Source organism: Achromobacter piechaudii NBRC 102461 (assembly GCF_001571245.1).
Lineage (GTDB): Bacteria > Pseudomonadota > Gammaproteobacteria > Burkholderiales > Burkholderiaceae_B > Achromobacter > Achromobacter piechaudii.
Map to the genome: position 1 here is coordinate 1,431,095 of NZ_BCTK01000001.1, position 12,987 is coordinate 1,444,081.

The window sequence follows — 12,987 nt, forward strand, 5'->3', positions numbered from 1 at the left end:
ATAGCCAGAAACCCTAAAGCGCGAGCCTTATTAGCAAATGCGCGGGGCGGTGGTTCGGTGAGGCAGTTGGCGCGTCGGTTAACGCCTCCGCGCCGTCCTCATCACGCGCTGCGGCGCAGCGCCCCGCGCGTCGTCGCGAACGCACGATCCAGATCGCCGATCAGATCCTGCGTGTGCTCCAGGCCGATATGCAGACGCACCACCGATTGCTTGTCAGGGAGCTGCTTCCACAAGCTATGTTCCGACAAACGTTCCGGCGCCGCCTCCAGCGCCAGGCTTTCGTATCCGCCCCACGAGGCCCCGATGGAGAAGTACCTCAAACTGTCGATGAAGCGCGCGGCGGCCGTCGGATCCGGGTTGTCGAAGGCAAAGGACACCAGCCCGCTCGCGCCGCTGAAATCGCGGCGCCAGAGCGCATGGCCCGGGTCTTGCGGCAAGGCGGGATGAAAGACGCGCGCCACGTCTTCGTGCGACGCCAGATACTGCGCCACGGTCAGTGCGTTGGCCTGGTGGCGCGCCAGACGCACGTCCAGCGTGCGCAGGCCGCGCAGCGTCAGGTAGGCGTCGTCGGCGCCGACCGACAGGCCCAATGCGTCGTGCGTTGCGCCGATCCGCCGCGCCAGCTCCGCGCTGTCGACGCTGACCACGCCCATCATCACGTCCGAATGGCCCGCCAGGTATTTGGTGGCGGCCTGGATCGAAATGTGCGCGCCCAACGCAAGCGGCTGGTAGTACAGGCCCCCGCTCCAAGTGTTGTCGGTAGCGACCAGCAGGCCGTGCCGCCGCGCGGTTGCCGCCAACGCCGGCAAGTCCAGCACTTCAAACAGCAATGAGCTGGGCGACTCCACATACAACAGACGCGTGTTCGGCCGGATCAAGGGTTCAAGCGCATCCTGGCCCGGCGAAAAATATTCCAGCTCGATGCCGTAGCGCCGCAGCAAGGACTTATCGACCTTGCGCACCGGCGAATACACGCTGTCGGCGACCAGCGCGTGATCGCCCGGCGCAAGCGTGGCCAGCAACACCATCGTGATCGCCGCGAGGCCCGACGGCGCGAGCAAGGTCCGATACGCCCCTTCCAGCGACGCGACGGCCTGCTCCAGCGCCTGATGCGTATCCAGGCCATGGCGGCCATAAGTGGCAACGCGCTCGCCCGCCGCGCGCTGGGCGTTCATGCGGGCTTGCGCAGCCGTGTCGGCAAAGCGCACGGTGCTGGTGCGCACGACGGGCACATTGACGGGCCCGGCGCCCTGCTTCAATTCCGGCGTACCGGCGTGCACCAGCCGGGTCTGCACGTGGGCGTGATCCAGGCTCATGCGCGCACCTCTTGGCCCGGCTTCATCTGCGTCGCGTTGTAGTTCAGGATCTGGCCGCTGGCCAGGTCGATGCCGATACGGCCCGACAGCGTTTCCAGCGGCTGTCCATAAAGATGAAAGTGCAACGTCGGCGTATCGCCCGTGACATGGATGCTGTGGATGTCGTCGGGCAGGAACGAGACGGATTGCCCGGGCTGCACCACCACTTCGCGCACCAGCTCCAGCGTGGCGCGGCCCGGCTGCGAGCCGTCGTCGCTACGACGATAGACGCGGTTCAGCTCCTGTCCCGACAGCGCTACGATCGCCGCCCAGGTCGTGTGGTTGTGCGGCAAGGTGGTCTTGCCGGGGTTGATCGAATTCAGGTAGAGCGCGGGGGTTCCGGCCGGTGCGTCAGGATTGAGCCGGTAGCGGGTGGAAGCGCCCGTGCCTTGGTCGGCGGGCGGCGCGGGAAAGTCCGCCGCCGGAAAAAGATCGGGCCGCTCTGCCAGTTGTTCCAGCCGCGCCGTGATGGCGGCAAGCTGCTCGCGGGTGATGGCGGCGGCCGCGTTGGAAGTTGACGCCGTTGCCGCTGCCGCTGCCGCTGCGTTCGTACTCAACGACGGGACCGTTGCCGGGCTCGCCGCGGCGCTCAAGGTCTGCCCGGCTTTCAACAACTCAACAATATCCGCCAACGCGGCTTCTACGTGGTGGCGCCGGTCGGCGGAACTTGCAGATTCAATCGTCATGATGTGGGTTCTCCAGTTGCACTACACCGCCAGGCGCAGCGGGTCGAATGACAAAGCGTGTGTGATGGGATCGCGGGTGGAGATACGCCGGGCTCCCTCCCCCTGCGACCGCTGCAAGAACGCGCGGGTGCGCTCGCTGCCGGGCGATCCGAAGATGCGCGATGGCGGGCCGGACTCGACAATGCGGCCAGCCTCGGTGAAATACACGGTGTCGCTCACTTCCTCGGCAAAGCGCATCTCGTGCGTGACCAGCACGCAGGTCAGGCCGTCGTGCACCAGGTCGCGGATCACGGTCAGCACCTCGCCGACCATCTCGGGGTCCAGCGCCGAGGTCACCTCGTCGAACAGGATCAATTCGGGTTGCATGGCCAGCGCGCGGGCGATCGCCACCCGCTGCTGCTGACCGCCCGACAGCTCGCCGGGATAGGCGCGCGCCTTGTGGTCCATGCGCACCTTGGCCAGCAATTCCAGGGCCTGGGCTTCGGCCTGCGCACGCGGCAGCCTGCCCACCTTGACCGGCGAGAGCACCAGGTTTTCCAGCACGCTCAGGTGCGGGAACAGGTTGTACTGCTGGAACACGAAGCCCACGCGCTTGCGCAGCGCGATGAAGTCGGTTTCGGTCTTGAGGCGGTCCACGGCTACGCCGCCGACCGTGATGGCGCCGCGCTGCGGGCGCAGCAGGCCGGTGATGCAGCGCAGGATGGTCGACTTGCCGGACCCCGACGGGCCGATGATCGACACCGCCTGTCCCTGCTTGACCTGGACGTCGATGCCGCGCAGCACCTCGGTGTCGCCAAACGCAAGATGCACGTCGTGCAGACTGACCAGCGGATTCGGTTCAATGATGTGCATGGCGTCGTTCCAGATACCGCGTCCAACGCGCGATGGGATAGCAATAGGCGAAGAACAGCGCCAATAGCGTGAAATAAACCAGGATGGTGAAGTCGCTGCGGGCGACGGTGTTGCTGGCAACCGTGGCGGTATCGACCAGGTCGTGCACGCCCACCAAGGACGCCAGCGACGTGCTCATCGTGATGCTGGCCAACAGGTTCATCCACGACGGCAGCATGCGCCGCACGCACTGCGGCAGCACCACCATGCGAAATATCTGCGTGCGGCGAAAGGCCAGCGATTGCGCCGCTTCCCATTGCGCGCTGGGAATCGACTGGATCGCGCCACGGAAGATCTCGGCCACGTTGGCGCTGGCGGGCAGCCCCAGACCGATCACCACCTTGATCCAATCCGGAAACGGCAGGCGCCAGCCCGCCAGATTGATGTCGAAGGGGAACACATAGGTCGTGAAATACACCAGCACCAGGATCGGCGCGTTACGAAACAGCAGCACATAGGCGCGCATCAGGCGGCGCACCAATCGCGATGGCGACAGCGACAACGCCCCCACCACCAGACCCAGGAGCGTGCCCAGCGCCATCGCCAGCACGCTGATCTGGATGTTCATGCCCAGCCCGCGCAGCAAGGCGGGCGACCACTGCCATAGCGCCTGCACGGCGGCGGGCGTGGTGCCGGTAACGGCCCATATCGCGTTCAGCGTGGCCAAGGCGAGCAACACTCGCACCCACGGGTCGCGCAACAAGCCAGAACCAAAGCCCGAAACCAAGCCAGGCAGACCGTGCGCGACTCGCCGGGCGCGTCCCGCCTTCAACGCCAGATCATTGGCCATAACCGGGCATCCTCAAGCGGTTTTCCAACCAGCGACCCGCCACGCCGACCAACCAGGTCAGCAGGCCGAAGTACAGCAGGATCAACAGCAGCAGTTCCAACACGTTGTCCCGATACGACCAGATCATGATCGACTCGTACGTCACGTCGCCCACGGCGATGGCCGACGCGATGGCGGTCATCTTCACCAGATCCACCAGGTTGTTGATCAGCGCGGGCAAGGCAAAGCGCACGGCCAGCGGCAGCTGCACCTGCATCAACGTCTGGCGCCGCGACAACGCCAGCGAACGCGCCGCCTCCAGCGTGACGGCCGGCACGGCCTCGATGCCGGCGCGCAACGCTTCCGCATGGAACACGCCCTTGTGCAGCGCCACTACGATCACCACCCACGCGAACGGCGTGATGGGATTGCCGCCGCCCAGCTTCTGCGTGATAAGCATGTTCAGCACCAGGAACGCGCAATACAGCTGCACCAGCGTGGGCGTATTGCGCGTGACTTCCACAAAGGCCTGCAAGGGCCGCGCTAGCCAGGGTCGGCCGCTGGTCAGCGCCGCCGCGATCAGCACGCCGAACAACAGGCTGACCGGAATGGTCCACGCGCACAGCTGCAAGGTGACCAGCATGCCGTGCCCAAACGCGGACAATTCGCCCGGGTCCTGCACGAAGCTGTAGTTCAGGCCCAGAGGTTTGAAGGCATCGACCCAGGCATGCAATACCGTCTCGATCATGCGCCGGCCTCCCGCATGCTGCCCGGGTACGTCTTAGCGAAATCTGTCATCGTCCATCGATCCCGTATCGGCCGCGTTCAGCCGCCCTGCCGGGCTTTGGCGTGCAGTTCCTGCAACAGCGGTTGGGCGGGCTCGATGCCCAGCCGCTTCTCGGTCGCGATCAGCCAACCGCTGCGGTGCCAGTCCTGAACCACCTTATCGACGGCGGCGATGGTGTCGGCTTCGCCTTTGCGCGTCCACACGACGGAGTTCGCGGGCAGGATCTCGGTGCCGATGGGCGCGTGATAACCGGCCCATTCCGGGTTGTTGCGCAGCAGGGGTTGGATCAGCGTGGAATCATGCACGGCGGCCACGCACTGGCCGCCGCGCAGCGCCAGCAGCGAATCGGATGCGCCCTTGTAGCCCTTGACCACCGCGCCGTAGTCGGTGGACAGCGGCCTGGCGAAGCTGCTGCCCTGCGACACGCACACGGGCTTGCCGCGCAGGTCTTCCCACGTGTGGATACCGCTGGTCTTCAACGTCGCGGCCGCGCCGCCCACGCGAAAGAACGGCGTGGGCGCGTAGCCCAGGATCTCGGCGCGTTCCGGGTTCAATTCCATGGAAGCGATCAGCAGATCGACCTTGCCGGAAATCAGGAATTGCGTGCGCGTCGCGGTCTGCACCTGCACCAGCTCCGCCTTCACGCCCAGCCCTTCTGCCAGCGCGCGCGCCAGTTCGGGATTCCAGCCGACCAGTTGTTGCGTGGCCGGGTCCAGCGAGCCGAACACGCCGCCGTTGGCCAGCACGCCGATGGTCACGGTGCCGCGCTGCTTGATCTTGTCCAGCGTGGCGTCGGCATGAACCGCGCTGGCGGTCAGCGCCAAGGCCAGAGAGACTGCGCCACGGGCCAGGCCCGAGGGTTGAAAGAATGCCATGTCGATGTCTTGTCGTAAGTTGAACGTGTGCCCATGCTGCGGGCACCGGGTCGGCAAGACAAAGAAGACTTTCAGATATCAATATGCGCCGCCTGCCGCGCGCGAGGTGCGCGGCAGGACGGCAAGCCGGGCTATCCGCCCGCGTTGTCCGCCCCGTCAGCGACGTCCAACTGCGACGGCAACCGCCAGAGCAGGTCTTCCGTCATCTGCGACAGCATCACCACGCCCAGCATGCCCATGTTGCGCCGGACCTCTTCCACGATCAGGCTCAGGGCGCGCGCCACGCCGCGCTGTCCGGCCACCGTCGCCGCGTAGTTGAAGGGCCGCCCCACGAACACGCAGCGCGCGCCCAGCGCCAGCGCCTTCAGTACGTCGGAGCCGCGTCGCACGCCGCTGTCGAGCATGACGTCCATGCCGCCCGCCGCCTGCACCACGTCGGGCAGAGCGAGCAGCGGCGACACGCTGCCGTCCAGTTGCCGGCCGCCGTGGTTCGACACGATCACGCCGTCCATGCCCTGCGCGCGCGCCGTGCGCGCATCGTCGGGATGCAGGATGCCCTTGATGACCATCTGCCCCTTCCAGCGGCGGCGGATGGCGGCCACGTGACGCCAGTTCAAATGGCCGCGATCCGAGAAGTCGCGCAGCACGTTGGCCGACAGAATCGGCGCGCCGCGCGTGGCGTAGTTGTTTTCGAAATGGGGCATGCCGTGGCGCCAGAGCGTGCGCAGGAACGTACCGAACAGCCAGCGCGGATGCGTCAGGCCCTGCCATGCCAGCCCAAGGCTGGGCCGCAGCGGCGTAGAGAAGCCGGCCCGCACGTTGTTCTCGCGGTTGGCGGCGACAGGCGTGTCCACGGTCAGCACCAAAGTGGTCACGCCGGCGCCCGCCACGCGATCGATCAAGGCCGCGATCTGCGACTCGTCGCCCGGCAGATACGCCTGAAACCACGTGCCCGGCGCGGCCTGCATCACCTCTTCCAGCCGGATCAGCGACGAGCCGCTCATGATGCAAGGCACGTCCGCATCGGCCGCCGCGCGCGCCAGCACGATGTCGCCGCGATAACTGGACAGCGCCGCAATGCCCATGGGCGCCACGCCGACGGGCGCGGCGTAGTCGCGGCCCAGCACGGTCGTGCGCGTACTGCGCTGGGACACGTCGACCAACACCCGGGGCCGGAACGCGTATTGGGCGTATGCCTGCCGGTTACCACGTTCGGACTGCCCATCCTCGACCGCGCCCGACACATAGGCATAGATGGGTTTGGGCAGGCGGCGCCGGGCGGCGGCTTCGAAATCTTGCAGGCCAAGCAGATGGCGCAACGGGTCGGACATGCAGGCTCCTTGCGGCGCAGGGGGCCCGGCTGTCGGACCCGCCGCGCTGTCGATTCAGGCGATGGCGCACGACTATAGGCGTGAGACCTGTTTGAATAAAGTGACTTTATCGACAGCGTTCATTACACTTTTCTTCGCCCTGACCACCGCATTCCTGCCATGACGCTCAAGCAACTCGAAGCCTTTTACTGGGCCGCCACCTGCAAGAATTTCGCCATTGCCGCGAACCGTCTCAATATCTCGGTGTCGTCCTTGTCCAAGCGCATCGGAGAATTGGAAGCGTCCATCGGCGCCGACCTGTTCAGCCGCAGCGCCCGCAGCGCCACCCTGACGGCGCTGGGAGAACAGCTGGTGCCGCACGCCAAGGACCTGCTGCGCAACGCCGATCAATTCATGCAGCAGGCCAGCAACAACCTCACCTATTCCGGCCGTTGCCGTTTCGGCGCGGGAGAGCTCACGTCGATGACGTGGATGCCCCGATTGATCGACGACATCCAGCGCGCCTATCCCAACCTGCTGGTGGAACCCTTCGTGGGTGTGGGCGAGCTGGTCGAGCGCGGACTCGAGGAAGGAGAGCTGGATTTTGCCGTCATCGCGGGGCCGTCCTCACGCGCGTCCATCGCCTCGCACCTGATCGGCAGCGCGGCCTTCGAATGGGTGGCGGCCCCGCGCGCCGTGCCCGACCCTGCCGCGCTGACGCCCGCCGACCTGCCGGGCCTGACCCTGATCACGCAGCCGCCAAGTTCCGGCGTCATCCGCATGCTGGACGACTGGCTGACCGAACAAGGCGTCTCGCCCGGCCGCACGCAATGCTGCAACAGCTGGGGCGCCATCGCGGGCATGCTGCGGCACGGGCTGGGCCTGGGATTTTTGCCCACGTCCTGGGCGCGCGCGCTGATTCAGCGCGGCGACCTGCAAGCGCTGCCCGGCCTGCCGCCCCTGCGCCCCCTGCCCTATACCTTCCAATGGCGGCGCGACGATACGCGCCCGATGCTGGCGGACTTGCGCGTGCTGGCTCAGTCCGCGCAGGACTTCGGCGTGCCGGCCGGCATGCTGTAGCGCCCCGGGCGGGCACCTGAACGCGGCGCTTGAACGTGCGTGCCGCACTGTTTCGAAAAAGTCGCTCAATAATCAGAAAATTATTCGCTTTATCTCCGGTTTCACCCCGCGTAGAGTCGCCTCGAACAATGAACGCCCCTACGGAGACAAGGTGCAATGCCGGATTTCGGTTCCCCCTCGCAAGACTTTCCCAAACGCCTTTGCCGGCTGGACCTGTGGCTGAACCCCGTGTTCGACGAAATGATCGGCGCGCAGCCGGACATCGCCTTGTCGGTGCTGCCCGCCCGGGGCGATGACGCCCGCACGCTGGCGGGCTTGCGGTCTGCCCACGCCTATCACGTGTCGGCCGCCAAGGACGAACTGCCGCGTCAGTGGTTCGTGAATGCCGAGCTGATTGCAGAGTGTCCCGATCTGGTGTGCGTCTCATCCGGCGGCGCGGGGTATGACACGGTGGACGTGCCTGCCTGCACGGCGGCCGGCATCGCGGTCGTGAACCAGGCGGGCGGCAACGCCGCGTCGGTGGCTGAACACACCTACGCGCTGCTGCTGGCCGTGCAGCGCCGCGTGGTCGAGTCGCACCAGCGGCTGCGGCACGACACCGGTTTTACGCGCGAGGACCTGATGGGCCACGAAATCCACGGCACCGTAATCGGGCTGGTGGGCATCGGCCAGATTGGCTCGCGCGTGGCGCGCATTGCGCAAGGCTTCGGCATGCGCGTGATTGCGCATGACCCGCTGCTGGACGCCGACACCATCCGCGCACGCGGTGCGGAACCCGTGTCCTTGCCCGACCTGCTGGGCCAGGCGGACGTGGTGTCGCTGCATTGCCCGCTGGACGCCTCCACGCGCGGCATGATCGACGCGCGCGCCTTTGCCGCGATGAAGCCGCAGGCGGTCTTCGTCTCTACCGCACGCGGCGGCATCCACGACGAGGCGGCGCTTTACGACGCGTTGCGCGCGGGCCATCTGCGCGGCGCTGGCCTGGACGTCTGGCAGCAGGAGCCGCCCCCGGCCGACACCCCGCTGCTGGCGCTGCCCAACGTTGTCGCCACCTTTCACACGGCGGGCGTCACGCACGAAGCCCGTCGCAATGTTGCGCAGTCCTCGGCGCAGCAGTTGATGGCGATGCTGCGCGGCGAGCGTCCGCCGCAATTGGTCAACCCCGAAGTCTGGCCCGTGGCGTCGGCGCGTATCGCCGCACTGCTCGCGCGCGGCCCGGCCGTTCAGTAACGCGGACGAATCCGTACCGCTCAGAAATTCAGTACCCCTGATTCAGTACCGCTGAGAAAACCAGTGCGGCATCAAGCCGCCGATCCATCCCAAGAGGAGACACCATGCAATACCCCTGCAAGAAGCGCCGCACCCTGCGCGCGCTGGCGGCGTCCATCGCCCTGATGTCCTGCGCGACCCTGTACGCCACTGGCGCGCAAGCGGCCGGCTACCCGGAACACCCCATCAACCTGATCGTGTCGTACGGCCCCGGCGGCGGCACGGATCTGGTGGCGCGCATGATGGCGCCCTTCCTGCAAAAGTACCTGGGCAACGATGCGCGCATCGTGGTGCTGAACCGCCCCGGCGCGGGCGGCGCCATCGGCTTTACCGAACTGGCCCGCGCGCAGCCCGATGGCTACACCATCGGCTTCATCAACACGCCCAACCTGCTGACGATTCCCATCGAGCGCAAGTCCAGCTTCACCTGGCAAAGCTACGACCTGCTGGGCAACCTGATCGACGATCCGGGCGCCTTCACGGTGCGCAATGACAACGAACTGAAGACGTTGGCCGATCTGTCCGCCTATGCCAAGAAGAACCCGGGCAAGGTGACGGTGGGCACGACGGGAACCGGGTCCGACGACCACCTGGCCATGCTGCGCTTCGAGCGCGCGTCGGGCACGAAGCTGAGTCACATTCCGTATAAGGGCGCGGGCGAAGTACGCGGCGCGCTGGCCAGCGGCGAAATCACGATCGGCGCGATCAATGTGGGCGAAGCGCTGCAATACCAGAAAGGCGGCACGCCGCTGCGCTTCCTGGGGCAGATGGGCAAGACGCGCTCGGCTGCGTTGCCCGACATGCCCACGTTCAAGGAACAGGGCTACGACTTTGAACTGGCCTCCCTGCGCGGCCTGGCCGCGCCGAAGGGCTTGCCCGCCGATGTGCGCGCCAAGCTGACCGACGCCGTCAAACGCACGGTGGATGATCCGGCGTTCCAGGCCAAGGCGAACGAGATGTTCGCGCCCTTGCGCTACCTGCCGCCCGCCGACTACGCACGGGAATTGGCGAGCGGCGAGGCGGAGTTCCAGACGCTCTGGAAGGAAGCGCCCTGGCTGGACAAGTGACGTCTTACTTGGGCTTGACGTCTTCGCCCGGATAACCGTCGATGTAGGCCCGGCCCGAGCAACGCAGCATCGCCACGCAGGCCGGCGCGCCGGTCTTCGTGGTGCACGTGGCGCGCGCCTCTTCGCGCGCGGCGACGGGGTCGGGGTTCAGCGCCGTGAAGCGCGTGCCCCGGCCTTCGCTGCCCTTCACCCATGCCATGCCGACGCAGGTGTCCTTGTAGGTCAGTACCTTGCGGCAGTCCTTGCATTCTTCCCACTTCAGCAGCGTCGACATCGCGTCGTCTTCCTTCGGATAACCATCCGAATAGACCAGCCCGCCATCGGCGCCTTCAGCGACCGCACCCCAGTATTGCCGATCGTTGACCTTGGCCGACAGGGCCTCTACGTCGGCGGGCTTGGCGCGCTTTGCGGCTTGCAGATCGGCGGCGCTGTAGCCCGGGCCCACGCAGTACGGCAGCGTCATCAGGCGGCACTTGCCATCGGGGCTGCCTGCGGTGCAGCGGCGCATGGCCTTCTTGGCGGCCAATTCGGGCGACACGCTATTGCCCGGAAACAGGTCGTGGCGCGAGTTGCGCGCATAGGCCAGGCAGCTGTCGGAAAACCAGTTGAGCTTCTTGCATTCCTTGCCGCCCTGGCGGCGGCACTCGGCCAGCGAGGCGGCCTCGGCGTCCTTCTGCGACAGTTCCGGCATCGCCCAATATGTCTTGTCGTGATTGCCGTCGGTGGCAACGCCACCAAACTGCTTGTCGGCATACGCGGGATTTGCGGCCAAACCGGCCACCAGAGCGATAGCGGCGAAGGCGGCGCGGATCAGGGGGTGAAAGCGGGCAGGCATCATCGTCGTGGGTCTTGGAGGAATGAATGCGAAAGTGCAGCGGGGAAGTGAAGCGCGGCAGTGAAGCGCGAGAGTCAAGCGGACCGATCTTAGCAAACAGGACCGCCGCTCCGTCCCCCTGATTTGGGGCATGCCAGGCATATTGCGTAACAAATTTCACATACCGAGAGAAGATTGCTGGCCCCGTTTTCCGGTAAAAATGTCGGACTTTTATCAAGCGCTTATGTGCTTGTTTCCTCGGTCGGCAGGCTGTTATCGCATTAACAAAGGATGCGTTCGAAGCCATCGCCTGTCACGAAGAGAAACAATCGAGCTGCCTGATCCCGACCTGCCCGCCGGCTGTTGATGCCGGCAGGATCTTTTTGCCACGGAACATCGACCGCCCACCATGACGTCGCCCCTGCCTTGTTCGTCCCGCCGCAAACCGCTCCTGTTGCCGGCCACCCTGATTGCCGCCGCGTTGGGCTTATCAGGTTGTGCGCCGATGCCTACGGGCGGCAGCTCGGCGCTGCCCTCGCTGGGCAATGTGTTCAAGTCGGGCTTGTCGTTTTCGCCTAGCGTGAACGTGGCCAAGAACATGGAAGGCCGGTCCATCAACGACGCCATCGCCGCGCTGGGCGAGCCCTCGAAAAAGCGCGCGGTGGGCAACACGATGGAACTGGAATGGTCCGATTACCAGGCGGCGCCGTATACGGAATGGGTCACCACGGGCACGAGCCAGCAGGTCGTCGGCATGATCCCCGCCACCAATACGAGCGCCGCGACGCCGGTCTTTCAGACCAACAGCACGGGCCATTACCAGAATCGCACGCGCGTGTATGAATGCACCGTGCTGATGCGGATGCAGGACAGCATCATCACCAGCACCAGCGTCGACGGCAACGTCTGCCCCGAATTCATTGCCGCCTTGCGCAAGTGGGCGGGAGAAGCCGACGCCAACAACTATGTGGTGAAGTAAGCCGCGCGGCCGCCGTCAGGCACGTGAGCCCGCACGAGCGGGTTCACGCCAAGACCGCTGCCAAGCAGGCCCGCGCAACGTCGGCAACGCGCGCGGGCGCGGCAAGAACACGGCCATTACTCGGCCAGCTTGATCGCCCCACTATCCAGCAGCTTTTGCCATTTGGCGGTGTCGTCGGCGATAAACTGCTGCAAGTCCGCGCGCGAACCGCCCCCAGCGATCATGCCCGCGTTGGCCACCGCCGTTTCAAACGCGGGTGACTTCACGGTTTGCCGCAGCGCTGCGTTCAGTTGCTCCAGCACAGCCGCGTCGATGCCGGGCGAGGCAGCGACGGAAAACCACTGGCTGGCCTCATAACCCGGAAAACCGGATTCGGCCACGGTGGGCACATCGGGCAAGGCATCGAGCCGCACCTTCGTGGTCACGGCGTAGGCCTTGAGCGCGCCGGCCTTGATCTGCGGCAGCACGGGCGAAGACCCCAGGATGGCCAGCGGAATCTGCCCACCCGCTACATCCGACACCGCCTGGCCGCCGCCCTTATACGGCACGTGCACGATGTGCGTGCCGGCGTACTGGTTGAGCAATTCGCCCGCCAGGTGTTGCGACGTGCCATTGCCGGAACTGCCGTAGCTCCAGTTCTCGGGATGCTTGCGCGCATCCGCCAGCACATCGGCCAGCCGGGGCAAGGCGCGCTGCGCGGGGCCCACGACCACCATCGGCCCTTGCGCCATCAACATGACGGGCGCAAGTTCTTTGCCGATGGCCGGCTGCGGACTAGGGTAGATCAGCGGACCGGGCACGGTGATCAGATAGCCGTCACCGGCCTTGCTGCGCGCCACCATCTGTAGCGCAATCGCGCCCGATGCGCCGGGCTTGTTCTCGACCACCACGTTCAGCCCCGTGCGCCGCGCCAGGTCTTGCGCCGCCACGCGCGTCAGCACGTCGGCGGTGCCTCCTGGCACGAACCCCACGATCCAATTGATCTGTTTGCCGGGCCAGGACAGTGTGGCCTCGGCCGACGCGGCCATGGGCAGCGTCAGGGCGCAGCCCAGGCCGGCCCATGCAATGGCGCTACGAATAACGGACTTCATGACTTCCCCTTGTG

The 12,987-nt window shown here is 66.1% G+C and carries 13 protein-coding genes; 4 read left to right on the forward strand and 9 right to left on the reverse strand.

Annotation, left to right across the window (positions count from 1 at the left end; genetic code table 11):
• Positions 1-101: 101 nt before the first annotated feature.
• The 7 genes from metC to API01S_RS06400 form a co-directional block, all read right to left on the reverse strand.
• The gene (gene metC, locus API01S_RS06370; protein ID WP_061303703.1) at positions 102-1,316 is read right to left on the reverse strand and encodes a cystathionine beta-lyase; all 1,215 of its coding nucleotides are present in this window, start codon (positions 1,314-1,316) and stop codon (positions 102-104) included.
• The gene (locus API01S_RS06375) at positions 1,313-2,041 is read right to left on the reverse strand and encodes a cysteine dioxygenase family protein (protein ID WP_061303705.1); all 729 of its coding nucleotides are present in this window, start codon (positions 2,039-2,041) and stop codon (positions 1,313-1,315) included. Before API01S_RS06375 ends, metC begins: the two co-directional genes overlap by 4 nt.
• Positions 2,042-2,062: 21 nt before the next feature.
• The gene (locus API01S_RS06380) at positions 2,063-2,893 is read right to left on the reverse strand and encodes an amino acid ABC transporter ATP-binding protein (RefSeq protein ID WP_061303708.1); all 831 of its coding nucleotides are present in this window, start codon (positions 2,891-2,893) and stop codon (positions 2,063-2,065) included.
• On the reverse strand, positions 2,880-3,722 hold the full coding sequence (locus tag API01S_RS06385) for an amino acid ABC transporter permease (protein ID WP_061303709.1): 843 nt from the start codon (positions 3,720-3,722) through the stop codon (positions 2,880-2,882). The genes API01S_RS06380 and API01S_RS06385 overlap by 14 nt, the downstream gene beginning before the upstream one ends.
• Positions 3,712-4,449, reverse strand: coding sequence for an amino acid ABC transporter permease (locus API01S_RS06390; protein ID WP_006219346.1), 738 nt, complete (start codon positions 4,447-4,449; stop codon positions 3,712-3,714). Before API01S_RS06390 ends, API01S_RS06385 begins: the two co-directional genes overlap by 11 nt.
• A 77-nt stretch (positions 4,450-4,526) precedes the next feature.
• On the reverse strand, positions 4,527-5,363 hold the full coding sequence (locus API01S_RS06395) for a transporter substrate-binding domain-containing protein (protein ID WP_061303711.1): 837 nt from the start codon (positions 5,361-5,363) through the stop codon (positions 4,527-4,529).
• A 131-nt stretch (positions 5,364-5,494) separates the two neighbouring features.
• Positions 5,495-6,694, reverse strand: a complete 1,200-nt coding sequence (locus API01S_RS06400; RefSeq protein ID WP_061303714.1) for an alpha-hydroxy acid oxidase — start codon at positions 6,692-6,694, stop codon at positions 5,495-5,497.
• Between the two features lie 159 nt (positions 6,695-6,853).
• Between API01S_RS06400 and API01S_RS06405 the strand changes: the two genes are divergently transcribed.
• From API01S_RS06405 to API01S_RS06415, 3 genes are all read left to right on the forward strand, one after another.
• Positions 6,854-7,753, forward strand: coding sequence for a LysR family transcriptional regulator (locus tag API01S_RS06405; RefSeq protein ID WP_050728871.1), 900 nt, complete (start codon positions 6,854-6,856; stop codon positions 7,751-7,753).
• 156 nt (positions 7,754-7,909) lie between these two features.
• Positions 7,910-8,983, forward strand: a complete 1,074-nt coding sequence (locus API01S_RS06410) for a hydroxyacid dehydrogenase (protein WP_061303715.1) — start codon at positions 7,910-7,912, stop codon at positions 8,981-8,983.
• A 104-nt stretch (positions 8,984-9,087) separates the two neighbouring features.
• On the forward strand, positions 9,088-10,089 hold the full coding sequence (locus tag API01S_RS06415; protein WP_061303717.1) for a Bug family tripartite tricarboxylate transporter substrate binding protein: 1,002 nt from the start codon (positions 9,088-9,090) through the stop codon (positions 10,087-10,089).
• A 4-nt stretch (positions 10,090-10,093) separates the two neighbouring features.
• Here the strand turns inward: API01S_RS06415 and API01S_RS06420 are convergent, their stop codons facing one another.
• On the reverse strand, positions 10,094-10,927 hold the full coding sequence (locus tag API01S_RS06420) for a DUF4189 domain-containing protein (RefSeq protein ID WP_061303720.1): 834 nt from the start codon (positions 10,925-10,927) through the stop codon (positions 10,094-10,096).
• Between the two features lie 385 nt (positions 10,928-11,312).
• On the opposite strand from API01S_RS06420, the gene API01S_RS06425 reads away from it, so the two are divergent.
• On the forward strand, positions 11,313-11,882 hold the full coding sequence (locus API01S_RS06425) for a hypothetical protein (RefSeq protein WP_039883201.1): 570 nt from the start codon (positions 11,313-11,315) through the stop codon (positions 11,880-11,882).
• A 116-nt stretch (positions 11,883-11,998) separates the two neighbouring features.
• Here API01S_RS06425 and API01S_RS06430 read toward each other — a convergent pair whose 3' ends face one another.
• A complete protein-coding gene (locus tag API01S_RS06430; RefSeq protein ID WP_061303722.1) occupies positions 11,999-12,973 on the reverse strand; it encodes a Bug family tripartite tricarboxylate transporter substrate binding protein in 975 nt (324 codons plus the stop codon).
• Positions 12,974-12,987 lie beyond the last annotated feature (14 nt).